This window comes from Collimonas silvisoli (assembly GCF_018305005.1).
Classification (GTDB): Bacteria; Pseudomonadota; Gammaproteobacteria; order Burkholderiales; family Burkholderiaceae_D; genus Collimonas; species Collimonas silvisoli.
This window is the reverse complement of sequence record NZ_JAGQEG010000013.1, coordinates 26,436-49,284: the sequence shown is the minus strand read 5'-3', so window position 1 is coordinate 49,284 and position 22,849 is coordinate 26,436. Positions and strand designations below refer to the sequence as shown.

Below are 22,849 nucleotides of genomic sequence, written 5' to 3'. Positions count from 1 at the left end.
TCATGTTTTCGAATTTCGATTTTGACGTCATCCACCGTTCCTGGTTCTACCTGTTCACAACAGGCATGAAGTTCACGCTGACGCTGACCGTGGTGGCAATGATCGGCGGCATTCTGTTCGGCACTTTGCTGGCGATGATGCGTCTGTCGCACAGCAAGGCGATTTCCCTCGTCGCCACCAGCTATGTCAACCTGATACGCTCGGTGCCGCTGGTGCTGGTGATTTTCTGGTTCTACTTCCTGGTGCCGTATATCGGCGCCTGGGTTATCGGAGCGTCGCAGCCGATTCAGGTCGGCGCTTTCTCATCGGCGTTGGTCACCTTCATTATGTTTGAAGCCGCTTATTATTGCGAAATCATGCGTTCCGGGATCCAGTCGATTCCGCGCGGCCAGGTTTCTGCCGGCTATGCGCTGGGCATGAATTACTGGCAAATGATGGGCAATGTGGTGCTGCCGCAAGCGTTCCGCAACATGATTCCGATTCTGCTGACGCAAACCATCGTGCTGTTCCAGGACGTCTCGCTGGTCTATGTGTTGGGATCGGTACCCGACTTCGTCACCGTCGCATCGAAGATCGCGCAACGTGACGGCCGTCTGGTGGAAATGTATATGTTTGTCGCCGTGGTGTACTTCGTGATGAGCTTCGGTTTGTCGTCGCTGGTCAAGAAGCTGCAACTACGGGTTGCGATTATTCGATAACGGACCATGCCTTGTCCTCGGAGGACAAGGCATGGCCTGCAAAACAGAATTCAGGAATTAGGAGAAATACTCATGATTAAGCTTAATAACGTCAGCAAGTGGTACGGCCAATTTCAAGTCCTGACCGATTGCACTACGCAAGTGGCCAAGGGCGACGTGGTGGTGGTGTGCGGCCCGTCGGGTTCGGGTAAATCGACATTGATCAAGACCGTCAACGGCCTGGAGCCGTTCCAGAAGGGCGACATCACTGTCGACGGCATCTCGGTCGGCGATCCCAAGACCAATCTGTCGAAACTGCGCGCGCGCATCGGCATGGTGTTCCAGAACTTTGAACTGTTTCCGCATATGTCGATCCGCGAAAACCTGACCATCGGTCAAGTCAAGGTGCTGGGGCGCAGCCAGGATGAAGCAAACGAAAAAGGTTTGAAGTATCTGGACCGCGTCGGCCTGATTGCACAGAAAGACAAGTTCCCAGGCCAGTTGTCCGGCGGTCAGCAGCAACGCGTGGCGATTGCCCGCGCGCTCTCGATGGACCCGATTGCGATGCTGTTCGATGAGCCGACTTCGGCGCTCGATCCGGAAATGATCAATGAAGTGCTGGACGTGATGGTTGGCCTGGCGCAAGAAGGCATGACCATGATGGTGGTGACGCATGAAATGGGCTTCGCCAAGAAAGTTGCCAATCGCGTGGTATTCATGGACAAGGGCCTGGTCGTCGAGGATTGCAAGAAGGAAGAATTCTTCGGTGCACCGCGTTCCGACCGCGCCCGCGATTTCCTGGCGAAAATCATTCACTGATTGCTGCGCTTTTCGCAAGACAAGAAGCCGCTTTGGATCATATCCAGGCGGCTTTTTTATTGCTGGCTTGATCGCTGCGGCGGTGCCTGCCAGCCGGAAAACACCTACGCCAGCTAAAGTCTCGCTCACGGCTGCGGTAAAATGGTAAATCTCAGAACCCTGCCGCACCATGCTTGCCACCAAACCCTATCTGCGCAGCCTGAAATTCAATCCCGACCTGGCGATTGATCGAGCACCATACGACCGCGCGCCATTTCCCGAATAATCCGGCAGCCATGCTGGAACGATTTTTTGCACAAGAGAATGAACATGACCGACACCTTGACCATTACCCGCCCCGACGACTGGCACTTGCATCTGCGCGATGGCGTGGCGCTTGCCAGCGTCTTGCCGCACAGTGCGCGCCAGTTCGCCCGCGCCATCGTGATGCCGAACCTGAAGCCGCCGGTGACCACCGTTGCGCAGGCAGCGGCCTACCGCGATCGCATCCTGGCTGCGTTGCCGTCGGGGCTGGCGTTCGAACCGTTGATGACCTTGTATCTGACCAACAATACGCCGCCCGACGAAATCCGGCGCGCCAAGGATAGCGGTTTCGTCCACGCGGTAAAACTGTACCCGGCAGGAGCCACCACCAATTCCGACGCCGGCGTGACCGACCTCAGCAAGTGCTACAAGACGCTGGAAACCATGCAGCAGCTCGGCATGCCGTTCCTGGTGCATGGCGAAGTGACCGATCCGGCGATCGATATTTTCGATCGCGAAGCGGTCTTCATCGAGCGCGTGATGCAACCGCTGCGACGCGACATGCCGGAACTGAAAGTGGTGTTTGAACATATCACCACCAAAGAGGCGGCCCAGTATGTCGAGAGCGCCGAGGGACCGGTAGCCGCTACCGTCACCGCCCATCATTTGCTATATAACCGCAACGAAATCTTCAAGGGCGGAATCCGGCCGCATTACTACTGCCTGCCGGTATTGAAGCGGGAAGAGCACCGCCAGGCGCTGGTGCGCGCGGCGACTTCCGGCAGCACCCGATTCTTTCTCGGCACCGATTCGGCGCCGCATCCCAAGGGTTTGAAAGAGCACGCCTGCGGTTGCGCCGGCTGCTATACCGCGCTGCACGCGATGGAATTGTATGCGCAAGCCTTTGACCAGGCGGGAGCGCTGGATCGGCTGGAAGCATTCGCCAGCTTTAACGGTCCCGCCTTCTACAATCTGCCGCGCAATCAGGGCAGCATCACATTGAAACGGCAGTCGTGGATCTTGCCGGCTGAACTGCCGCTGGGAGACGCCACCCTGGTGCCGCTGAACGGCGGCGAGACGATAGATTGGCAGATGGCGTAAGGCTAAATAAGGCAATGTAAGCGCACCGTTATCTCCCTTTCGCATCGTCATGGTGCGATTTTTGCTTGTATGCTGGACAAGGATGGATAAATTATCTTTCCATCCTGTCTAACCGTAGCTCACTGAATCGTCTTCGGACACGGGTTTCAAGCATGCAAAGTCTACGTATCGTTGTTGTCAATCCGGTCGCCATCGATGGCGACGACGATCCTGCGTTCGAGGCCCAGGCCGCGCGCGGCAAGGCTTTGCGCATCGGTTTGCTGGAGGCCGGCTACAACATCATCGCTTCGCTACCGGCCGATTTATATCTGCCCGAGCGGATTGCGCAATTGCAACCCGACATGATCATCGTCGACGCCGAATCCGACGCCCGCGATGTACTGGAGCACGTGGTGGTGGCGACCCGCGATGCGCGCCGCCCCATCGTCCTGTTTACCGAAGACGCAAAAACCTCCAGCATGGAAGCCGCAATGGCGGCCGGCGTCTCCGCGTACATCGTGGCGGGGCTGCAGACGGCGCGTATCAAGCCGGTGCTGGAGGTAGCGCTGGCGCGCTTCCGGCAAGAGCAAAAGCTGTTGGCTGAGTTATCAGACACCAAGTTGAAGCTGGCTGAGCGCAAGCTGCTGGAACGGGCCAAGGGCTTGCTGATGGAGCACCACAAGCTGAGCGAGCAGGAGGCTTATCAAAAGCTGCGCCGGCTGGCGATGGACAAGAACCTGAAATTGTCCGAGGTAGCGCAGCGCATTATCGACGCCGCCGATTTACTGGGCTGAATCAGTCCCGCATAAGTTCTTAACGGAAATAAAAATGCCCGGTTGCTGCGTGCATGTTTGGTGCAATGCACAAGACAGGTGCGCTTTTTGAGCGAAAAACAAGCGCTATCTGATAAAAAATCCTGGCACGTGGTTTGCATAGTTAATTTCAAGCGCCAACGCTGGCGCCGCTGGAATCGACTAACGGCGGTCTTTTCCACATAAGACAAAGGTGTCTTTCCGCATGACTCGTTCATGGCGGGACGACGCCTTTTTTGTTGCCGAAACAATGTGGAGCCATGCGATGGAAACAAAAAATGCACTGCCGCTAGACGTGCCGAACGCGCTTGTCGACGGCAAGCGCCGCCAAATACTACAAACCGCGACTCTCGCGGCAGGAGCCAGCATGTTGGGACTATCAAGCACGGGTGTATGGGCCGCAGGCTCGGACAAGCCGGAAAAAACCGAGGTCAAGATCGGCTTCATTCCTTTGACGGATTGCGCATCGGTAGTGATGGCGTCGCTGCTCGGCTTCGATAAAAAATACGGCATTAAGATTATCCTCAGCAAGGAAGCTTCATGGGCCGGCGTGCGCGACAAACTGGCCAATGGCGAACTGGACGCCGCGCATGTCTTGTCGGGCTTGATCTACGGCGTGCAGATGGGCATCGGCGGCCAGAAAAAGGACATGGCCATCCTGATGGGACTCAACAATAACGGCCAGGCGATTACTCTCTCCAAGAAGCTGGCCGACAAGGGCGCGGTGGATGGGCCTTCATTAGCCAAACTGATGGCCAGCGACAAGCGTGAATACACTTTCGCCCAGACCTTCCCGACCGGTACCCACGCCATGTGGCTGTATTACTGGCTGGCCGCCAACGGCGTCAATCCGCTCAAGGACGCCAAGGTGATCACGGTGCCGCCGCCGCAGATGGTGGCCAATATGCGGGTCGGCAATATGGATGGCTTTTGCGTCGGCGAGCCGTGGGGCCATCGGGCGATTGTCGACGGTGTCGGCATTACCGCGATTACCACGCAGGAAATCTGGAAGGATCATCCGGAAAAAGTGCTCGGCACCACCGCCGAATTTGCCGCCAAGAATCCGAACACCTGCCGTGCGCTGATTGCTGCTGTGCTGGAGGCAGGAAAATGGATAGACGCCTCGCTCGCCAACAAGAACAAGATGGCCGAAGCGATCGCCGACAAATCCTATGTCAACACCAGCAAGGATGTGATCGACCAACGTATCATGGGGCGCTATCAGAACGGCCTGGGCAAGACCTGGGACGATCCGAATTACATGAAATTCTACAACGACGGCCTGGTGAATTTCCCCTATCTGTCCGACGGCATGTGGTTCATGACGCAGCACCGGCGCTGGGGTTTGCTGAAATCCGATCCTGACTATCTGGCGGTAGCCAAATCCGTCAGCCAGATCGATCTCTACAAAGATGCGGCGGCGATGACGAAGACTCCAGTGCCGAAAGACGTGCTGCGGACTTCGAAATTGATGGATGGCACCGTGTGGGACGGCAAGAATCCGCAAGCCTATGCGGCGTCTTTCAAGATCCACGCATAAATAAATCCAGGCCAGGCAAAACCTAGAACCGCGATTTATTCGGGAGTAAATATGAGCGCAATCATGGACATAGCGGCAAATGAAAATCGGCAAGCGGCAACGATGAATAGCGTGATGGCCGAAGCCGTTCCTGAAGCCGCTGTCGTCACACTCCGGCCATCGCCGAAAATGAGCAGCCGTCGCAGCAGCATGCCGTCCTGGCTGATGCAAATCATTGCGCCGCTGCTCGGCCTGGCGTTCCTGGTGCTGATCTGGCAGATCATCGCGATGAACAACAGCCAGTTCCCGACGCCGATGCTGACCTTGCAGGAAGCGCTCAAACTGTTTGCCGATCCGTTCTACCGGACCAGTCCTAACGACCAGGGCATAGGCTGGAACATCCTGGCTTCGCTGCAACGTGTCGCCGTCGGTTTCGGCCTGGCGGCGGTGATTGGGATTCCGTTGGGATTCATGATCGGCCGCGTCAAATTCCTGTCCAGCATGTTCGGCCCCATCATCAGTTTGCTGAAACCGGTATCGCCGCTGGCCTGGCTGCCGATCGGCTTGCTGGTGTTCAAGTCTGCCAATCCGGCAGCGATCTGGTCTATCTTCATCTGTTCGATCTGGCCCATGATCATCAACACCGCTGTCGGCGTGCAGCGAGTGCCGCAGGATTACATGAACGTGGCGCGCGTGCTGAATCTGTCGGAATGGAAAATCATCACCAAGATTCTGTTGCCGTCGGTATTGCCGTACATGCTGACTGGGGTGCGGCTGGCAATCGGCACTGCCTGGCTGGTGATTGTCGCCGCTGAAATGTTGACCGGCGGCGTCGGTATCGGCTTCTGGGTCTGGGATGAATGGAACAACCTCAACGTGCCGCACATCATCATCGCGATTGTGGTGATCGGCGTGGTCGGCCTGCTGCTGGAGCAATTGCTGGTGGCGCTGGCCAAGACATTTACCTACGAACAGGTTTCGAATTAAGTCAGTGCCGGAGCAAGTCATGACGGAGAAAAACATGGAACAACGCGACGCCAGATTCATCGATATCCATCAAGCCGAAATGGTGTTCAACACCAGCAAAGGCCAGTTTCATGCGCTGCGCGATATCAACCTGACCGTGCGCAAGGGCGAGTTCGTGACCTTGATCGGCCATTCCGGTTGCGGCAAATCGACCCTGTTGAATCTGATCGCCGGCCTGCTGCTGCCGAGCGACGGCGTGCTGATCTGCGCCAACCGCGAAATCGGCGGCCCGTCGCCTGAACGCGCGGTGGTGTTCCAAAACCATTCGCTGCTGCCTTGGCTGACCTGCCACGAAAATATCTATCTTGGTGTGGAGCGTGTGTTTGCGGCGACCGAAAACAAGAGCGCCTTGAAGGAGCGTACCAAGGCTGCTTTGGCGATGGTAGGGCTGACAGCGGCCGGACAAAAGCGTCCGCATGAAATTTCCGGCGGCATGAAACAACGGGTCGGCATTGCCCGCGCCTTGGCGATGGAACCTAAAGTATTGCTGATGGACGAACCGTTCGGCGCACTGGACGCCTTGACCCGCGCTCACTTGCAGGACGAGTTGCTGAAGATTGTCGCCAAGACTGCATCGACGGTGGTGATGGTGACGCACGATGTTGACGAAGCGGTGCTGTTGTCCGACCGCATCGTGATGATGACTAACGGTCCCGCCGCCACCATCGGCGACATCGTGCAGGTACGGCTGGCCCGGCCGCGCGAACGTGTGGCTCTGGCGCAGGACCCGTTGTATGCCGAGTACCGGACCTCGGTGCTGGAATTCCTGTATCGCAAACAAGCCCATCCGGTCGCGCAAGCGGCTTGATGGCAGGAGCATGAACATGAAACAAGTCGTGAAGCAAGCAGGCAAAGTGATGCTGGTAGGCGCCGGACCCGGTGATCCGGATTTGCTGACGTTGAAGGCCGTCAAGGCGATCGCTCAGGCCGATGTGTTGCTGGTGGACGATCTGGTCAATCCCGAGGTGCTGGCGCATGCGCGAGATAGCGCACGCGTGATCCATGTCGGCAAGCGCGGCGGCTGCCAATCGACTTCGCAAGAATTCATCGAACGCCTGATGGCGGTGGAGGCGCAGGCAGGTCATTGCGTAGTCCGTCTGAAAGGCGGCGATCCCTATCTGTTCGGCCGCGGCGGCGAAGAGCGCGCCCATTTGCGCCAGCAAGGAGTGACGGTCGAGGTGGTGCCGGGGATTACCAGCGGCATGGCAGCTGCGGCCAGCATCGGCATCGCGGCTACCCATCGCGACTATAGCCAGGGCGTGATTTTCGTCACCGGCCATGGCAAGAGCGAAAGCGCGCAGCCGAACTGGACGGCGTTGGCGGCAAGCGGCCTGACGCTGGTGGTGTACATGGGTGTTGCGCGTTGTGCACAGTTGCAGCAGAGTCTGCTGGCGGCGGGCATGGCCGGAACTATGCCGGTCGCGGTGATCCAGTCGGCGACCTTGAACACGCAAGCGCAACTGCTGACCAGCCTGGACCAGCTGCCGCAAGCTTTGCATGACAGCGGCCTTGGCAGCCCCAGCATTATCGTCATCGGCGAAGTGGTGCGTTGCGCCGACGCCTTCGCTGAGATCGGGCTGGACAATTTGCGGCGGGCATTGGGCTGAGTTGCCTGCGCGCGGGGTAAAATGCGCGGTAAATGTCTACTCCTGTCGCTCCCCATTTTCCCGATGCGTCCGCATCTTTGCCAGCAGCCATCGATTGGTCGCAACCCTGGCTCAAGCCTTTTCACGCTCTCGGCCAGCGATTGACTGCTGCCGGCGACTGGCGGCAAGCCTTGAATGCAGTCGCGCAAGAGCGCGCCATCCGCAACTATCTGGGTTTGCCGATCAGCTTTGTGGCGCAAGCCGAACTGCCGGCAGCGACTGCCTACGAAGCATTCATCGGCAGCAGCGGCAAGGTGCCGACCCGCGATAATCTCCACGATTTCCTGAATGCGCTGATCTGGTTGTCATTCCCCGCCATCAAGGCGCGCCTGAACGCACTGCAAGCCGCCGAACTGGCCAAGGCCGGCACGCTCTCCGGCAGCAGCAAACCGCGCGGCGCGGCGCGCGACGCCGCCACCATCTTTGATGAAAATGCGGCGCTGCTTTTGGTGCCGGACAATGCCGCCGGGCATGCGCTGATCGGCGCCTTGCGCCAGCACCAATGGCAGCAAGTGTTTATCGAACAAGGCCATATGTTTGCCCGCGATGCCGAAGTCTGGCTGTTCGGCCACGCCTTGCTGGAAAAACTGGTGCAGCCCTATAAGGCGATCACTGCACATACTTTGGTGATCAGCGTTCCAGAGTCTTATTTTGGATTGGCAGATGAAGCCAAGAGCGACTGGATCGACCGGCATGTGGCTAGCGATCTGGCGCAGCAAGACGCGTTGATCGGACGTCTGACGCCATTACCGGTGTTGGGGGTGCCAGGCTGGAGCGGTGATCAGGGCCAGGCTTTTTATGCGGACGCCGCAGTGTTTCGGCCAAAGCGCAGTAACTGATGCCAGCCTGATAAAATTCAATCACTTCCCACCATAAATGACTCTTCACATGCCATTCATAGACAAAGCCATCGCCGATTTCGACAACGCCTTGCGAGTGATCACTGGACAAGCCGCCGCATCCCGGCCGAATCCGGCGTTGCAGGCAGCCGACGGCGTGCTGGATGCCGCCGAGCAGCGCCACAGCGCTGGCCTGATGCGGGTCAATCACGTCGGCGAAGTCTGCGCGCAGGCGCTATATGACGCCCAAGGCCGCTTCGCCCAAGGCGAGGCGATCAAACAGCAATTTGCCGAAGCGGGCAGGGAAGAGGAAGATCATCTGGCCTGGACTGCGGAACGCTTGCGTGAGCTGGGTTCGCACGTCAGCCTCCTGAATCCGCTGTGGTACGCCGGCTCCTATGCGCTGGGAACGTTGGCGGCGCGCCTGGGCGATGTGCGCAGCCTGAGTTTTGTATCGGAAACCGAGCGCCAGGTCGAAGCGCATTTAAGCAGCCATCTGGAAAAATTGCCGTTGCAAGACGCCAAGTCGCGCGCCATCGTCGAGCAGATGCGCGACGATGAAGTCGCCCACGGCGAGGCGGCGCGGGCATTGGGGGCGGCTGAAATGCCGCGCCCGGTGCAAAGGGTGATGCAGGCGATGTCGAAAGTGATGACAACAGTCGCCTACCATATCTAAAGCTAAAGTTAGTCGGCGGCGGTTTCCGCCAGGTCGTCGACGATTTCGAAGGAATGGGTGATCTCGGCGGTTTTTTCCAGCATGATCGAGGCCGAGCAGTATTTTTCATGCGACAGCTTGATGGCGCGCTCCACCAGATTAGGCTTCAGATTGCGGCCGCGCACGGTGAAATGGAAGTGAATCTTGGTGAATACCTTTGGTTCTGTCTCCGCCCGTTCCGATTTCAGCGTGACGTCGCAGCCGCGGACATCCTGACGGCTTTTGCGCAAGATCAGCACCACGTCATACGCGGTGCAGCCGCCGGTGCCGGCCAGCACCACTTCCATCGGCCGCGGCGCCAGATTGCGGCCGCCGCCCTCCGGTGCGCCATCCATCGCCAATACATGGCCGGAGCCGGTTTCAGCTAAAAACGTCATGCCGGACAAGCCGGTCCAGCGAACTGTGCATTCCATATGATCCCGTGGGAAGTGATTGTGTCGCAATATTCTAACTGCTCTTGGCGGATGTGGTTTAGCCTGGATTTCGTTGGCTGAAGGAAAATTCAAGGCATATTTTTGGGTGAAAACCTCGGTTTCTTGCCTTGCGACGCACAATTCCGTTTGCTAAGATTAATTTGATTGCCGGATTGATTGTCGGCAATTAGCGTTATGTCTCCTCCACCCCTCCATTGGAGTGGATTTAAACCCGATGCCCAAGCGCAGTTCGGGTTTTCTTTTATCCGCATGACCGACGCGATTGCATTTACAGCGGCATTTACAACAATTCCTAGCGTAAATGGTAATTTTATTCAATCTGTTTGACGCCAAGTCATTGAAAAAGCTATAATTTACGGCTTTTCCGTTTGCTCAGGAAAAGATAACAAGGAAGAGTCTGTCGCTGATGCAGGACGAGGATCAGGTGTAACAGCCTGGTTTCCGATAGCGATGGAACCACCATTTGAGCGAATTAAACTAGTTAGGAAGTCAACATGAAAACTTTTTCCGCTAAGGGCCATGAAGTCCAGCGTGATTGGTTCGTGATTGACGCGACGGACAAAGTCCTCGGACGTGTTGCCAGCGAAGTGGCACTCCGACTGCGCGGCAAACACAAACCGGAATTTACTCCTCACGTTGATACCGGCGATTTCATCGTCGTCATCAATGCAGGCAAACTGCGCGTCACTGGCGCCAAGGCAACCGACAAGACGTACTTCCGTCACTCCGGTTATCCAGGCGGCATCTACGAAACAAATTTCCTGAAAATGCAACAGCGTTTTCCAGGTCGTGCGCTGGAAAAAGCGGTCAAGGGCATGCTGCCTAAGGGTCCGCTTGGCTACGCCATGATCAAGAAGCTCAAAGTGTATGCAGATGGCAGCCATCCGCACACTGCGCAGCAACCTAAAGCACTCGAAATCTAAGGAACAGACATGATCGGTAACTACAATTACGGAACCGGCCGTCGCAAGAGTGCAGTGGCTCGCGTCTTCATCAAGTCCGGCTCCGGCCAAATCGTCGTCAACGGCAAGCCAGCGAATGAATACTTTTCGCGCGAAACCGGTCTGATGGTGATTCGTCAACCACTGGAACTGACTAACCATGTCGAAACTTTCGACATCAAGGTCAATGTCAGCGGCGGCGGCGAGTCCGGCCAGGCTGGTGCAGTTCGCCACGGCATCACTCGTGCTCTGATCGACTACGATGCAACGTTGAAATCGGAACTGTCGAAAGCCGGCTTCGTTACACGTGATGCACGTGAAGTTGAACGTAAGAAGGTCGGTTTGCGCAAGGCACGTCGCGCAAAACAATTCTCCAAGCGCTAATCTACGCTTTCAGAATATCGAAAAGCCGCCAGGTTCGCGCCTGGCGGCTTTTTGTCATTTGTTGCGTCTCCTTGGTTGCGTCTCTTTATGAAAACGTAACATTGGCAAAGCGCTACGGCGCTTGTGATTGCAAGCCGTTTCCGATTTGAATGTTAAGCAGCCTTAACGATTCATTGGCTGATAAAATAGCCCGCTCTTGGCGGCAATTTACCCAAAAATATCGGGTACCAACATCGTACAATTTTCATCTCAGGTTCGAAAAACCGGATTGAAAACATGTGCGGCTCCATGCAAGGAAAAAAAGATGATCAAAGTCGGGATTGTGGGTGGTACGGGTTATACCGGAGTCGAGTTGCTGCGTTTGCTGGCAACCCATCCGCATGCGCAATTGCAGGCGGTGACTTCGCGCAAGGAAGACGGCATGCCGATTGCCGACATGTATCCGTCTTTGCGCGGCCGTGTAGAGCTGGCATTTTCGGTGCCTGAGAAAGCGCGCCTGACCGAGTGCGACGTAGTGTTCTTTGCCACCCCGCACGGCGTCGCCATGGCGCAAGCCCCGGAGCTGCTGGAAGCCGGCGTCAAGCTGATCGATCTGGCCGCCGACTTTCGCCTGCAGGACACGACAGCATTCGAGAAGTGGTACAAGATGCAGCACAGCTGCCCTGAACTGTTGAAGGAAGCCGTGTATGGCTTACCCGAGCTGAATCGCGCTGCCATCAAGAAAGCGCGCATCATCGGCAATCCAGGTTGTTATCCAACCACCATGCAACTCGGGCTGGCACCCTTGCTGAAGGCCGACGTAGTAGATGCTTCGCACCTCATCGCCGATTGCAAATCAGGCGTATCAGGCGGCGGCCGCAAGACGGAAATCGGCATGCTGTTTTCGGAAGCCAGCGACAATTTCAAGGCCTACGGCGTGTCCGGCCACCGGCATTCGCCTGAAACGGTAGAGCAGCTCAGCAAATTGACCGACAAAAAAGTCGGCTTGCTGTTTACGCCACATCTGGTGCCGATGATTCGCGGCATGCATTCGACCATTTACGCGCGTCTGACCAAAGATATCGACAACGCGGCGCTGCAGGCGCTGTTTGAAGATGCTTACAAGAATGAGCCGTTTGTCGACGTCATGCCGTTTGGCTCGCATCCGGAAACCCGCTCCACCCGCGGTTCGAATATGTTGCGGATCGCTTTGCACCGTCCTGACAACGGCGATACGTTGGTGGTGCTGGTGGTGCAAGACAATCTGGTCAAAGGATCGGCTGGTCAGGCAGTGCAATGTATGAACCTGATGTTCGGCCTGGAAGAGACCACCGGTTTGCTGCACGTGCCGGTAATGCCATGATGCGGTTGGCCGCTGTGTCGTATGCAGATGTTATTGAGCGACGGAGCCGGCCGCGATGAAGTATAAGTTGTGGGTCCGGCGCATGTCGATCTCGGCGCCGAAAATGACGGTGAAAAGCCATTTCCCATGGCCGTTGAAAGCGCTTTTGCTGGTGCTGGTTCTGGGATTTGGCGGCGCCGTCGCGATGTGGATATATGATCTGGGGCGTGATTTCACCGGTCGTAGTCCTGCAGTGAGCAAACAGCAGTTGGCAGATCTGAATGAGAAAGTGAGCACTTTGACGGCCGAGCGCGATCGATTTTCGAGCACCGTCAATGCCGCCGAAAGCCGGCTCAATATCGAGAAGGCGGCGCAGGAGCAGCTGGGTCAGCAGATCAAGGCCCTGGGAGCCGAAAATGCCAAGCTGAAAGAGGATCTGGCTTTTTTTGAAGGCTTGCTGCCGAATGCGACAGGCAAGCAAGGTATTACGATTCAGCGTCTGAGCGCCGAACTGCTGACGCCGACGCAATTGCGCTATCGGATGCTGATCATGCAAGGCGGCAAGAGCGGCAATTTTGTTGGGAGCGTGCAACTGCTGGTGAGTGCCACTGTCGCTGGAAAAAGCGTTGTGCTGACTTTCCCCAATGCCAACGCCACGGCCGCAGAGAAGGCCGCTTCCCAGTTGGATTTCAAGTATTACCAGCGGGTCGAGGCTGAACTGACTTTGCCGGAAGGCGCCGTGGTCAAGGCGATTCAAGCCAAGGTCATGGAAAAAGGCCAGATGCGTGCGCAGCAAACCTCTAATTTGTAAAAAAGGAAACATCATGTTCAATCGCAAAGCAAAGAGCACTATCGATAGCTTGATTGGTTCGTCGACCAGTATCGAGGGCGATGTCCATTTCAAGGGCGGTCTCCGCATCGACGGTAATGTGAAAGGCAATGTGCTGGCTGAGGCTGGTCAAACCAGCGTCCTGGTGATTTCCGAGAGCGCCAAGGTGGAAGGCGACGTGCGGGTTGCCCATTTGGTGGTCAACGGCGAAATCCGCGGCAATGTTTATTCTGCCGAGCTGCTTGAATTGCAGCCGAAAGCCCGCATAACCGGTGATGTAAATTACAAGGCGCTGGAAATGCATAGCGGCGCTTTGGTAAGCGGCAAGCTGACCCATGAACAGAACGCGGCTGAGCCGGTGCTGAAGCTTGCCATGTCGCAATCTGCCTGAAACCACGGTTTTAGGCTTTGCCTGCATGAATTCAGGCGAGCGCCTATAATGCAGTATTGTATGTACCCCGCAGGAGCCAAAAAATGAATGCTGTCGCTGAAATCCAAGATGCAGTCGCATCTCCGATCGTATTTACCGATAGCGCCGCCGCCAAGGTTGCGCAGCTGATCGAAGAAGAAGGCAATCCAGACCTCAAATTGCGCGTTTTCGTGCAGGGCGGCGGTTGCTCCGGTTTCCAGTACGGATTTACCTTTGATGAAATCATCAATGAAGATGACACCACCATGAGCAAGAATGGTGTGCAGCTATTGATCGACTCGATGAGCTATCAATATCTGGTCGGCGCTGAAATCGACTACAAGGATGATTTGGAAGGCGCGCAATTCGTGATCAAGAATCCGAATGCGACGACTACTTGCGGCTGTGGTTCTTCTTTCTCGGCCTGATTAAGCTTAATAACTGATAGACGGCTCTTTAAAAAAAGGACGCCGGGGAGAAATCCCCGGGCGTCCTTTTTTATTTCGGGACGGGTCAAGGAAGGGGCAGGTTCGCTGACTCCGATTCCGCCAGCGTTTAGCTAAGCGGGCTAAGCAGGATACAGCGCTCCCAGAATCCGTGCGTCGCGCGCGCCCGTTACCAGCGGCAAGTTACCCGGCAAACGCTGGTCGAAACGCAGCGCCAGCCAGGCGAAAGCCACCGCCTCGACATGGTTGGGAGCAATGCCGAGCGCCTCGGTGGATTGCACCGCTGCCGCCAGATGGCGTTGCTGCAGCGCTTGCGCCAGTTGCTGCATCAGATACGGGTTATAGGCGCCGCCGCCGCAGACGTACACGGTTTGCGCCGTCGGCGCATGCAGTGCGATCGCGTCCGCAATGGTGGTGGCAGTCAATACGGCCAGCGTTGCCTGCACGTCGGTAGGGTTGAGTGCTGGCAAGCCGCTCAGATGCTTTGCCAGCCAGGCCTCGTGAAACAGGTCGCGTCCGGTGCTTTTGGGCGGCGCGGCGGCAAAGTATTCTTCCCGGCGCATGGCGTCGAGTAAGGCTGGCGCAGGTTGGCCGCTGGCCGCCCACAAGCCGTTCTCATCGTAATTCTTGCCATGATGACGCTTGATCCACAGATCCATCAGGACATTGCCAGGCCCGGTATCGAAACCGATAACGTCGCGGCTTTGCGCTGGCGTTGCGCGGCCATGCAACACGCTGATGTTGGCGATGCCGCCGATATTCACCACCACCCGGGTTTGGATAGGGGCGGCAAATACCGCCTGATGAAACGCCGGCACCAGCGGCGCGCCCTGGCCGCCGGCGGCAATGTCGCGGCTGCGAAAATCGGCGATCACATCGATCCCGGTCAGCTCGGCCAGCAGTGCCGGGTTGTTGGTTTGGCGCGTAAAGCCGAGCTCGGGACGATGGCGGATGGTTTGACCGTGAACGCCGATGGCGCGGATCTGGTCCGGCCGCAAGCCGGCGTCCGCGAGCAAGCGTTCAACGCAAGCAGCATAGTGTGAACCCAAGGTATTGGCGACCAGCGCTTCGCGTTCGATTTCATTCTGGCCGGCGGTTTGCAGCGCCATCAGTTCGGCTCGCAGCGCGCTTGAAAAGGGCACGTATGCCGATGCCAGAGTCGCTACCGGATGCTGCGCCGGAGCGCTGGGAAATGCAGCGATGACGCCATCGACGCCGTCCAGGCTGGTGCCGGACATCAAGCCGATGAACAAACCGCTGTGGATAGTTGGAGTGGGCATAATAAAACCGTTGTGAGATCAGCTGATTTTACTAGCGACCTGACAACGGTTCTATGTTTATTCCAGATTCAGCAGGGCCGAGGCATGCTGCAAATTTATTTTGAAGCTAGTTTGGCAGCCGGTGCGGCAATTGCTTCACTACCGCTCAACAAGGCAAAGCGGTGCGTGATATCGGCAGCAACTGCGTTGAAGCGCTGCAATTCGGCGCCGGCCAGCGGGGTTGCGGTAGGCACCACTACCGACATCGGGTCGCGCGGTTCGTTGGCAACCCGGAACTCATAATGCAGATGCGGGCCGGTAGCCCAGCCGGTCATGCCGACATAGCCGATGACGTCGCCCTGGCTCACCTTGCCGCCCTTGCGCGAGGTCGGCGCAAAGCGGCTCATGTGTGCATATACAGTTGAATATTTACTATCGTGCTTGATGATGACCACGTTGCCGTAGCCGCTTTCAACGCCGGCAAAGTCGATCACGCCGTCAGCGGTGGCATGGATAGGCGTACCCGTGGTGGCGGCAAAGTCGACTCCGGTGTGTTTTTTCCATTTGCCCAAGATAGGATGCACCCGCATCGAGAAGCCGGAAGAAATGCGGGTAAAGGTCAGGGGCGATTTCAAAAATGCTTTTTTCAGCGATTTGCCGTCGAAACCGTAGTAGCCGCCCTGGCCGTTGCTGCCCGGGTCGTCAAACCAGACGGCCTGGAATGGTTTGCCGCCATTCATGAACTCGCCGGCCAGGATACGTCCGGCGCGGATGAACTGGCCGTTTTGCCAAAATGTTTCATAGGCGATATTAAAGTGATCGCCGCGCTTCAGGTCGGAGGCAAAATTGATGTTGGTGCCGAACATGGCGACGATTTGCGACGCCACGCTATCCGGTATATCTGCGGCATCGGTGGCGGCGAATAGCGAGGAGCGAATCACGCCGGTATGCATTTCGATGCGTCGTTCGATCGTGGCGGTTTCTTCGGCAACAGTAAATTTATCGCCGTCGCGGCGAATCAGCAGATTTCTGGGGGTGTTGTCACGGCCGTCGACAATCGTCGCGCGCAACATCTGCAGTACGCCGTCATTGCTGGTTTGCGCTTGTACCACGGTGCCGGTCTTGAGGCGTAGCACGGCGCGTGCGCTGCTGTCCGATTTAATGAAATTGCTGGCCTCGTCGTCGTCCACGCCAAGCCGCGTCAGCAAGGTCGCCAGGGTATCGCCGGCGCGCATCTTGTCTTCGGCAATATACAGCTGTTGCTGAGCTTCAAGTTTTGCGATTTGCTCGCCGAGGCTGGGCAATTCGAGTTGCTTAGCCACCGCTTTTACCGAGATTTCGTCAGAACCCATTGGCATCGGAGCAACCCCGGCTGCGCCAAATGCAATCAGGGTCAGCAATACGGCGGAAGCGGAGACAATACGGGTTTTAGGCGTGGAATCGGCAAACGAGGCATAGACCCGCGCGGGTATCTGCGCGAAAAACGGCTTGATACTGGAGCGCAAGTTGATGATTTTATCTTTGAGAGACATGCAATACGTTAAAATTTGCCGTTTGCTACCGATTCTTGTGCTGTTGTTTGATTGAACGACTTGCGGCGGGATTAAAAGGGATCACGGATTATACCTTAGACGCTAACGGGATAAATCCGATTAATGTAACAGACGATTTCTGTAACCCTTTGTTTTCGCAGTGATATGCGCGGAAGCGCACCTCTTTTAGATTTTATTTTCGCTGGATTTTTATGGCTCACGATTCTCAAAACGCATCACCGAAGGCCGCCGTTACTACTTCTGCTTCTGCTGCCGAAAACACTCCTTTGATTCTGTCGGACCGGGCCCAAGAGGCGCTGGAGATCACTAAGCGCGGTGTCGACGAACTGCTGATCGAGAGCGAATTTGCGCGCAAGCTGCAGCGTTCCGAACAAAGCGGTAAACCTTTGCGCATCAAGTTGGGCCTGGACCCGACCGCGCCCGATTTGCATCTCGGCCATACGGTAGTGCTGAACAAGATGCGGCAACTGCAGGATCTGGGACACAACGTTATTTTTTTGATCGGCGACTTTACCTCGATGATCGGCGATCCGTCCGGACGCAATGTGACGCGGCCGCCGCTGACCCGCGAACAAATCGAAGAAAACGCCAAGACCTATTTCGCCCAGGCCAGCCTGGTGCTGGACCCGGCCCGTACCGAAATCCGCTACAACTCGGAGTGGTCCGATAAGCTCGGCGCGCGCGGCATGATCCAGTTGTCGGCCAAATATACGGTGGCGCGGATTCTGGAGCGCGAAGATTTCACCAAGCGCTTCAAGGCCGGCACCCCGATTTCGGTGCACGAACTGTTGTACCCGCTGATGCAGGGCTACGATTCGGTAGCGCTGCAATCCGATCTGGAACTGGGCGGCACCGATCAGAAATTCAATCTGCTGGTCGGCCGCGAATTGCAGAAGGATTACGGCCAGGAGCAGCAATGCATCCTGACCATGCCTTTGCTGGAGGGGCTGGACGGCGTTGAGAAGATGTCGAAATCCAAGGGCAACTACATCGGCATCACGGAACCGGCCAACACCATGTTTGCCAAAGTGATGAGCATTTCCGACGTCATGATGTGGCGTTATTACGAGTTGTTGTCGTTCAAGTCGCTGGCGCAGATCGCCGCTTACAAGGAGCAAGTCGATGGCGGCCAGAATCCGCGCGACATCAAGGTCGCACTGGCGCAGGAAATCGTGGCGCGCTTCCACAGCCGGCAAGCGGCGGAAGACGCCTTGAGCGATTTTAACAATCGCGCCAAGGGCGGCATCCCGGACGATATTCCTGAACTGAGCTTGAGCGGCGCACCGCTGGGCATTGGCCAGTTGCTCAAGCAGGCTAATCTCTGCCCATCCACCTCGGAAGCGTTGCGCATGGTGGAGCAGGGCGGGGTGCGGATTGACGGCGCCGTGGTGAGCGACAAAGGCTTGAAGATCGATGCAGCCACCTTTGTAATACAGGTCGGCAAGCGCAAGTTTGCCCGGGTGACGCTGAGCGCATGATCGGCCTGTTGCAGCGAGTCAGCCAGGCCAGTGTGGTGGTGGATGGCGTCACCGTCGGCGCCATCGATGGCGGCTTGATGGTATTGTTGTGCGCCGAACGCGGAGACCGCGAAAAAGAAGCGGATGCGTTGTTGAGCAAGTTGCTTGCATATCGCGTGTTCGCCGACGATGCTGGGAAGATGAACCTCAGCTTGAGCGACGTCGGCGGCGGCCTGCTGCTGGTGCCGCAGTTTACCCTGGCGGCGGATACGCAATCAGGGACCCGGCCGTCGTTCACACCGGCCGCGGCGCCGGAAGAGGGCCGCCGCTTGTTCGACTATTTCGCCGGGCAAGCCGCAAGCCGGCATGCGCAGGTAGCGACCGGCCGTTTTGGCGCCGACATGAAAGTGTCCCTGACCAATGACGGTCCGGTGACTTTCTGGTTACAGGTGAAACCGCCGCTCGCCAAAGCATAAATGGTTTTACCGTAGCCTGACTACTTTACCGACAGGAGCTAATCGTGCAACTCTGGAGCCATTCTTTTAACGACGGTGCATATATCCCAGGCGAATTCGCTTTCGCCGTGGTGCATCCCGAGACCCGCATCACCTTGTCTGCTAACCACAACCCGCATCTGGGCTGGGGCGAGCCGCCGGACGGCACGAAATCGCTGGTGCTGGTGTGCCACGATCCCGATGTGCCGTCGCGCGGCGACGACGTCAATCAGGAGGGCAAGACCGTGCCGGCCGATCTGCCGCGCGTCGATTTTTTTCATTGGGTGCTGGTCGACCTGCCGCCGCACGCCACGTCGATTGAAGCCGGGACCTTTAGCGACGGGATTACCTCACGCGGTAAGCCAGGTCCGGAAATTCATGACGGCCCTATCGCTGGCGCCCGTCATGGCTTGAACGACTACACCGGCTGGTTTGCCGACGATGCAGCGATGGCCGGCGATTATTTCGGCTACGACGGTCCCTGCCCGCCATGGAACGACGAGGTCGTGCACCGCTATTTTTTCACCTTGTACGCACTCGATATCGCGCGCTTGCCGGTCGACGGCAAATTTACCGGGCCGCAAGTGCTGGCGGCCATGCGTGGGCATATTCTGGCCGAGACATCGATTGTCAGTCTTTACACCTTGAATCCAGCCTTGTAAGCGCCGGCCTTGCAGAAAACACATGTCAACAACTGAAATCTTATTGATACGCCACGGCGAAACCGACTGGAATCTGCAGCGCCGTCTGCAAGGCCATCTGGACATCCCGCTCAATCCGGTGGGTTTGCGCCAGGCTCAAGCGCTGGCCCGCGGCCTGGATGGCGTTGCACTGGACGCCATTTTTTGCAGCGACCTGCAGCGTGCGCAACAAACCGCTGCGCCGTTGGCTGCCGCACGCGGTATTCGTTTGCAGCTCGCGGCCGGACTGCGTGAACGCTGCTACGGCGCGCTGGAAGGTTTGCGCTACCCGGAAGCGGCCGAGCGTTTTCCTGAAGCGTATGCAGCGCTGATGGGGCGTGACGTCGATGCCCGCTATCCGGCCGGCCAGCATGTGGCGGAAACCATGCGTGAATTCTATGAGCGGGTGGTGACGACCTTGTCGGCATTGCTGGCGCCCGGCAATTTGCGCCGGATTGCGGTGGTGACCCATGGCGGTGTACTCGACGGTATTTATCGAAGCGCGCATAAGTTGCCCCTGGAGCAGCCGCGCAGTTGCGATATTTTTAACGCCAGCATCAATCGCCTGAGCTGGAATCCCGAATGGCCGCAACCGTTGCGGGTGGATGGCTGGGCCGATGTGGCGCACCTGGACGCCTTGTCGCTCGACGAAATTGACCAATGAAACGAGACCGGTAAGCGATCATTGCCGAGTGCAAGCAAGCGGCGTTTTGGCGCTTATGTTGACGTTCGGCGGCAAGCCCCCCAAAATCGTTATAAATCTGTATAAGCTGCTGCAAAAACAGTTGCGATAAAAGCAGGGGGGCTGTGCTAATCTTGCTGATAAGAACTAAAACAACAGTGGGGCCGCCAGCATGAAATTTAATCTCTTTCCGTCCTGGGCTCAGCGTGCCGTTGACTCCGAGCAGCTGGTCGAATCGACCGGGGGGAATCAGGCTGCCCCCGCTGCGCCAGCGCTGAATGACGAACAGCTGGCGCTGGTTGGCGTGCTGCACCAACTGTTGCAAACCCTGCCTCAAGCCTATAGCGGCCGTGAAAGCGTCAAACGCCTGTGCCAAATGATTTTGCCCGCCAGTTCGCATATCCGATTGGTGTGGGTGGGATTTTGCCAGGACGACTCGGGAGCGGCCATCAAACCGGCGGCGATTGTCGGCAAGGCGCTGAATGAATCGAGCCATTGGCATCTGGCCAAGGATTGTTTTGATTACGTCGCACCGTTTGCCCAGATTGCCGATTGGGAGGCTGGCCATGACAGCGATTTCCATGCGCTGTTTGCGCCATGGCAAGCGCATCCGGAGCGCTGTTCCGTTAAGGCAGCGCTGGCCATACCGTTGCGCTCGGAAAAGGCCCGCATGCACGGCATGATGGTGTTTTATGCGGATAGCCAGGATTATTTTTCAGAAACCGGGTTTGCTTCGTTCCAGGCTTTCGGCCATGTTTGCGAAGTGATCTGGAAGCAATCCAATTTATCGCATCTGCTGACGCGGCAAGCGCAACTTGATTCGCTGACCGGCTTGCTGACACGACGCCGCATCGTACACGTCTACGAAGAGGCGGTGGCGGTCACCGCCACGGATGAGTCGCCGTTATCGATTCTGTATTGCCAGCTGGATGATTTTCACAAGATCAATGATCTGTATGGCTGGGCGGTAGCCGACAATATCCTGGCCGCATTCGCCAAGGATACCGGTGCGCAGTTGCGCAAGACCGATAGCGGCGGGCGCTGGAACGCCACCGAATTCCTGTATGTGTTGCCAGCCACCGATACGGTGGATGCCGATAACCTGGCCGAGACATTTCTCGGCCATTTCAAGCATCACCCGGTGAACATCGAAAACTGGTCGATCCGGCTTGCTTTATCGGTAGGGGTTGCCACTTACGGCGCCGACGGCCGCGGACTGGACGAACTGATTCATTACGCGACCCAGCATCTGCGCAGCTCCAGCACGGCGGCCGAAGACGAACTTTGATAGGGCTTACGCAAAACTGCCCCAGCGGCGTTATACCTCCTGGCCGTACGCTTGAACTGTCTGCGTCGGTATGCCTTGCCGGGACAATTTTGCGTAAGCCCTATTTGACTATGAAAACGCCGCTTGCTGCGGCAATCGCGATAAAATGACGCCTTTCCCCTTCTGATTTCATCCCGAGTTAGTGACGCCGCCGTGAATATTGGCCCTTATTTCCTTCGCAACAATGTTTTTGTGGCACCCATGGCAGGTGTTACTGACAGACCGTTCCGGCAGCTTTGCAAAGAGCTGGGCGCCGGCTATGCGGTATCGGAAATGGCCGCTTCGAATCCGCGTCTGTGGCAGACCGAGAAGACTTCGCGCCGCATCAATCACGATGGCGAGATGGAGCCGCGGGCGGTGCAGATCGCCGGCGCCGATCCGCTGATGCTGGCGGAATGTGCAAAATACAATGTCGATCACGGTGCGCAAATCATCGATATCAACATGGGGTGTCCGGTCAAGAAAGTGTGCAACAGCTGGTGTGGTTCCGCTCTGTTGCAAGATGAGCAACTGGTGGCGAAGATTCTGGAAGCGGTAGTGAGTGCGGTCGATGTGCCGGTCACGCTGAAATTTCGCACCGGCTGGGACCGATTCAATAAAAACGCCTTGAATATTGCCAGGCTGGCAGAAGCCAGCGGCATCGCCATGCTGACCTTGCATGGACGGACGCGGGCCGACGGCTATAACGGTGACGCCGAATATCAGACCATTGCCGCAGTCAAGGCGGCGGTCACCATCCCGGTAGTCGCCAACGGCGATATCACGACGCCGGAAAAAGCACGGCAAGTATTAGAGTTCACCAAAGCCGACGCCATCATGGTGGGGCGCGCGGCACAGGGCCGGCCATGGATTTTCCGAGAGATCGATCACTATTTGCGCACCGGCGAATATTTGCCGGCGCCGCTGGTGACGGAAGTGCAACAGCTGATGGATGAGCATTTGCGCGCGCACTATGGTTTTTATGGCGATTACCTGGGGGTGCGTACCGCCCGCAAGCATATCGGCTGGTATGTGCGCGATTTGCCTGGCGGCGAGGCATTTCGGCAACGCATGAATCTGCTGGAAGATTGCAGCCGGCAGCTGGTCGCAGTAAATAGCTTCTTCGAATCGCAGTTTGCGGTTGGGGAGCGGTTACAATACGGGGTGGCGGAGCAGATGCTGGCGGCCTGAACAAGATTAACAAGAAGATTAACAAGAAACAGGGCTTGGCAAGATTTCTTCAGCAAGGTGGCGGTATAGCGCCGTTGACGGAATTGT

25 protein-coding genes are annotated in these 22,849 nt (G+C 57.1%); 22 read left to right on the top strand and 3 right to left on the bottom strand.

The genetic code is table 11. The annotated features are described in order from the left end of the window. Positions 1-2: 2 nt before the first annotated feature. The 10 genes from KHU33_RS05160 to coq7 all read left to right on the top strand — a co-directional run bounded on the left by KHU33_RS05160 (position 3) and on the right by coq7 (position 9,337). Positions 3-698, top strand: coding sequence for an amino acid ABC transporter permease (locus KHU33_RS05160; protein WP_211461438.1), 696 nt, complete (start codon positions 3-5; stop codon positions 696-698). A 72-nt stretch (positions 699-770) separates the two neighbouring features. Next, positions 771-1,496 carry an amino acid ABC transporter ATP-binding protein gene (locus tag KHU33_RS05155; protein ID WP_211461437.1) on the top strand — a complete coding sequence of 242 codons (726 nt, stop codon included), beginning with the start codon at positions 771-773 and terminating at the stop codon, positions 1,494-1,496. A gap of 309 nt (positions 1,497-1,805) precedes the next feature. Then, positions 1,806-2,840 (top strand): dihydroorotase, encoded by a 1,035-nt coding sequence (pyrC, locus tag KHU33_RS05150; protein ID WP_211461436.1) that lies wholly within the window; start codon positions 1,806-1,808, stop codon positions 2,838-2,840. A 152-nt stretch (positions 2,841-2,992) separates the two neighbouring features. Beyond that, the gene (locus tag KHU33_RS05145) at positions 2,993-3,613 is read left to right on the top strand and encodes an ANTAR domain-containing response regulator (RefSeq protein ID WP_211461435.1); all 621 of its coding nucleotides are present in this window, start codon (positions 2,993-2,995) and stop codon (positions 3,611-3,613) included. Positions 3,614-3,896: 283 nt separating this feature from the next. Next, positions 3,897-5,171 carry a CmpA/NrtA family ABC transporter substrate-binding protein gene (locus KHU33_RS05140; protein ID WP_211461434.1) on the top strand — a complete coding sequence of 425 codons (1,275 nt, stop codon included), beginning with the start codon at positions 3,897-3,899 and terminating at the stop codon, positions 5,169-5,171. A gap of 168 nt (positions 5,172-5,339) precedes the next feature. Then, positions 5,340-6,137 (top strand): nitrate ABC transporter permease, encoded by a 798-nt coding sequence (ntrB, locus tag KHU33_RS05135; protein WP_407928246.1) that lies wholly within the window; start codon positions 5,340-5,342, stop codon positions 6,135-6,137. Positions 6,138-6,156: 19 nt separating this feature from the next. Next, on the top strand, positions 6,157-6,984 hold the full coding sequence (locus KHU33_RS05130; RefSeq protein WP_407928245.1) for an ABC transporter ATP-binding protein: 828 nt from the start codon (positions 6,157-6,159) through the stop codon (positions 6,982-6,984). 16 nt (positions 6,985-7,000) lie between these two features. Next, complete coding sequence (gene cobA, locus KHU33_RS05125; RefSeq protein ID WP_211461432.1) at positions 7,001-7,783, top strand: uroporphyrinogen-III C-methyltransferase; 783 nt, start codon at positions 7,001-7,003, stop codon at positions 7,781-7,783. Positions 7,784-7,815: 32 nt separating this feature from the next. Continuing rightward, positions 7,816-8,661 (top strand): DUF3025 domain-containing protein, encoded by an 846-nt coding sequence (locus KHU33_RS05120; RefSeq protein WP_211461431.1) that lies wholly within the window; start codon positions 7,816-7,818, stop codon positions 8,659-8,661. Between the two features lie 49 nt (positions 8,662-8,710). Further along, positions 8,711-9,337 (top strand): 2-polyprenyl-3-methyl-6-methoxy-1,4-benzoquinone monooxygenase, encoded by a 627-nt coding sequence (coq7, locus tag KHU33_RS05115; protein WP_211461430.1) that lies wholly within the window; start codon positions 8,711-8,713, stop codon positions 9,335-9,337. Positions 9,338-9,345: 8 nt separating this feature from the next. Here coq7 and KHU33_RS05110 read toward each other — a convergent pair whose 3' ends face one another. Next, positions 9,346-9,789, bottom strand: a complete 444-nt coding sequence (locus tag KHU33_RS05110; RefSeq protein ID WP_211461429.1) for an OsmC family protein — start codon at positions 9,787-9,789, stop codon at positions 9,346-9,348. Positions 9,790-10,304: 515 nt separating this feature from the next. Between KHU33_RS05110 and rplM the strand changes: the two genes are divergently transcribed. From rplM to erpA, 6 genes are all read left to right on the top strand, one after another. After that, on the top strand, positions 10,305-10,733 hold the full coding sequence (rplM, locus tag KHU33_RS05105; RefSeq protein ID WP_211461428.1) for a 50S ribosomal protein L13: 429 nt from the start codon (positions 10,305-10,307) through the stop codon (positions 10,731-10,733). A 9-nt stretch (positions 10,734-10,742) separates the two neighbouring features. Then, complete coding sequence (gene rpsI / locus KHU33_RS05100; RefSeq protein WP_061534642.1) at positions 10,743-11,135, top strand: 30S ribosomal protein S9; 393 nt, start codon at positions 10,743-10,745, stop codon at positions 11,133-11,135. 304 nt (positions 11,136-11,439) lie between these two features. Then, positions 11,440-12,477, top strand: coding sequence for an N-acetyl-gamma-glutamyl-phosphate reductase (gene argC, locus KHU33_RS05095; RefSeq protein ID WP_211461427.1), 1,038 nt, complete (start codon positions 11,440-11,442; stop codon positions 12,475-12,477). Between the two features lie 55 nt (positions 12,478-12,532). Then, entirely contained in the window at positions 12,533-13,267 is a 735-nt protein-coding gene (locus KHU33_RS05090; RefSeq protein ID WP_211461426.1) for a DUF6776 family protein, read from the top strand. Positions 13,268-13,280: 13 nt separating this feature from the next. Next, complete coding sequence (locus KHU33_RS05085; protein ID WP_211461425.1) at positions 13,281-13,676, top strand: bactofilin family protein; 396 nt, start codon at positions 13,281-13,283, stop codon at positions 13,674-13,676. A gap of 83 nt (positions 13,677-13,759) precedes the next feature. Further along, positions 13,760-14,122: an iron-sulfur cluster insertion protein ErpA gene (gene erpA, locus KHU33_RS05080; protein ID WP_211461424.1), complete on the top strand. Its 363-nt coding sequence runs from the start codon at positions 13,760-13,762 to the stop codon at positions 14,120-14,122. Positions 14,123-14,262: 140 nt separating this feature from the next. Here the strand turns inward: erpA and KHU33_RS05075 are convergent, their stop codons facing one another. Both KHU33_RS05075 and KHU33_RS05070 read right to left on the bottom strand, forming a co-directional pair. After that, entirely contained in the window at positions 14,263-15,420 is a 1,158-nt protein-coding gene (locus KHU33_RS05075; RefSeq protein ID WP_211461423.1) for an anhydro-N-acetylmuramic acid kinase, read from the bottom strand. A 95-nt stretch (positions 15,421-15,515) separates the two neighbouring features. Then, positions 15,516-16,931 (bottom strand): M23 family metallopeptidase, encoded by a 1,416-nt coding sequence (locus tag KHU33_RS05070; protein ID WP_211461422.1) that lies wholly within the window; start codon positions 16,929-16,931, stop codon positions 15,516-15,518. Positions 16,932-17,143: 212 nt separating this feature from the next. On the opposite strand from KHU33_RS05070, the gene tyrS reads away from it, so the two are divergent. The 6 genes from tyrS to dusB all read left to right on the top strand — a co-directional run bounded on the left by tyrS (position 17,144) and on the right by dusB (position 22,762). Further along, positions 17,144-18,430, top strand: coding sequence for a tyrosine--tRNA ligase (gene tyrS / locus KHU33_RS05065; protein ID WP_211461421.1), 1,287 nt, complete (start codon positions 17,144-17,146; stop codon positions 18,428-18,430). Next, complete coding sequence (gene dtd / locus KHU33_RS05060) at positions 18,427-18,885, top strand: D-aminoacyl-tRNA deacylase (RefSeq protein ID WP_211461420.1); 459 nt, start codon at positions 18,427-18,429, stop codon at positions 18,883-18,885. Before tyrS ends, dtd begins: the two co-directional genes overlap by 4 nt. Before the next feature lie 44 nt (positions 18,886-18,929). Beyond that, entirely contained in the window at positions 18,930-19,565 is a 636-nt protein-coding gene (locus KHU33_RS05055; protein ID WP_211461419.1) for a YbhB/YbcL family Raf kinase inhibitor-like protein, read from the top strand. Between the two features lie 22 nt (positions 19,566-19,587). Next, positions 19,588-20,247, top strand: coding sequence for a histidine phosphatase family protein (locus KHU33_RS05050; protein WP_211461418.1), 660 nt, complete (start codon positions 19,588-19,590; stop codon positions 20,245-20,247). A 190-nt stretch (positions 20,248-20,437) separates the two neighbouring features. After that, entirely contained in the window at positions 20,438-21,553 is a 1,116-nt protein-coding gene (locus KHU33_RS05045) for a GGDEF domain-containing protein (RefSeq protein ID WP_211461417.1), read from the top strand. A gap of 192 nt (positions 21,554-21,745) precedes the next feature. Next, a complete protein-coding gene (gene dusB, locus KHU33_RS05040) occupies positions 21,746-22,762 on the top strand; it encodes a tRNA dihydrouridine synthase DusB (RefSeq protein WP_211461416.1) in 1,017 nt (338 codons plus the stop codon). The last annotated feature ends 87 nt before the right edge of the window (positions 22,763-22,849 follow it).

Bases quoted from the DNA above. Each gene is read 5' to 3' on its own strand.
- KHU33_RS05160 (WP_211461438.1), top strand. From the start codon at position 3: ATGTTTTCGAATTTCGATTTTGACGTCATCCACCGTTCCTGGTTCTAC.
- KHU33_RS05155 (WP_211461437.1), top strand. From the start codon at position 771: ATGATTAAGCTTAATAACGTCAGCAAGTGGTACGGCCAATTTCAAGTC.
- pyrC (WP_211461436.1), top strand. From the start codon at position 1,806: ATGACCGACACCTTGACCATTACCCGCCCCGACGACTGGCACTTGCAT.
- KHU33_RS05145 (WP_211461435.1), top strand. From the start codon at position 2,993: ATGCAAAGTCTACGTATCGTTGTTGTCAATCCGGTCGCCATCGATGGC.
- KHU33_RS05140 (WP_211461434.1), top strand. From the start codon at position 3,897: ATGGAAACAAAAAATGCACTGCCGCTAGACGTGCCGAACGCGCTTGTC.
- ntrB (WP_407928246.1), top strand. From the start codon at position 5,340: ATGAGCAGCCGTCGCAGCAGCATGCCGTCCTGGCTGATGCAAATCATT.
- KHU33_RS05130 (WP_407928245.1), top strand. From the start codon at position 6,157: ATGACGGAGAAAAACATGGAACAACGCGACGCCAGATTCATCGATATC.
- cobA (WP_211461432.1), top strand. From the start codon at position 7,001: ATGAAACAAGTCGTGAAGCAAGCAGGCAAAGTGATGCTGGTAGGCGCC.
- KHU33_RS05120 (WP_211461431.1), top strand. From the start codon at position 7,816: ATGTCTACTCCTGTCGCTCCCCATTTTCCCGATGCGTCCGCATCTTTG.
- coq7 (WP_211461430.1), top strand. From the start codon at position 8,711: ATGCCATTCATAGACAAAGCCATCGCCGATTTCGACAACGCCTTGCGA.
- KHU33_RS05110 (WP_211461429.1), bottom strand. From the start codon at position 9,789: ATGGAATGCACAGTTCGCTGGACCGGCTTGTCCGGCATGACGTTTTTA.
- rplM (WP_211461428.1), top strand. From the start codon at position 10,305: ATGAAAACTTTTTCCGCTAAGGGCCATGAAGTCCAGCGTGATTGGTTC.
- rpsI (WP_061534642.1), top strand. From the start codon at position 10,743: ATGATCGGTAACTACAATTACGGAACCGGCCGTCGCAAGAGTGCAGTG.
- argC (WP_211461427.1), top strand. From the start codon at position 11,440: ATGATCAAAGTCGGGATTGTGGGTGGTACGGGTTATACCGGAGTCGAG.
- KHU33_RS05090 (WP_211461426.1), top strand. From the start codon at position 12,533: ATGAAGTATAAGTTGTGGGTCCGGCGCATGTCGATCTCGGCGCCGAAA.
- KHU33_RS05085 (WP_211461425.1), top strand. From the start codon at position 13,281: ATGTTCAATCGCAAAGCAAAGAGCACTATCGATAGCTTGATTGGTTCG.
- erpA (WP_211461424.1), top strand. From the start codon at position 13,760: ATGAATGCTGTCGCTGAAATCCAAGATGCAGTCGCATCTCCGATCGTA.
- KHU33_RS05075 (WP_211461423.1), bottom strand. From the start codon at position 15,420: ATGCCCACTCCAACTATCCACAGCGGTTTGTTCATCGGCTTGATGTCC.
- KHU33_RS05070 (WP_211461422.1), bottom strand. From the start codon at position 16,931: ATGTCTCTCAAAGATAAAATCATCAACTTGCGCTCCAGTATCAAGCCG.
- tyrS (WP_211461421.1), top strand. From the start codon at position 17,144: ATGGCTCACGATTCTCAAAACGCATCACCGAAGGCCGCCGTTACTACT.
- dtd (WP_211461420.1), top strand. From the start codon at position 18,427: ATGATCGGCCTGTTGCAGCGAGTCAGCCAGGCCAGTGTGGTGGTGGAT.
- KHU33_RS05050 (WP_211461418.1), top strand. From the start codon at position 19,588: ATGTCAACAACTGAAATCTTATTGATACGCCACGGCGAAACCGACTGG.
- KHU33_RS05045 (WP_211461417.1), top strand. From the start codon at position 20,438: ATGAAATTTAATCTCTTTCCGTCCTGGGCTCAGCGTGCCGTTGACTCC.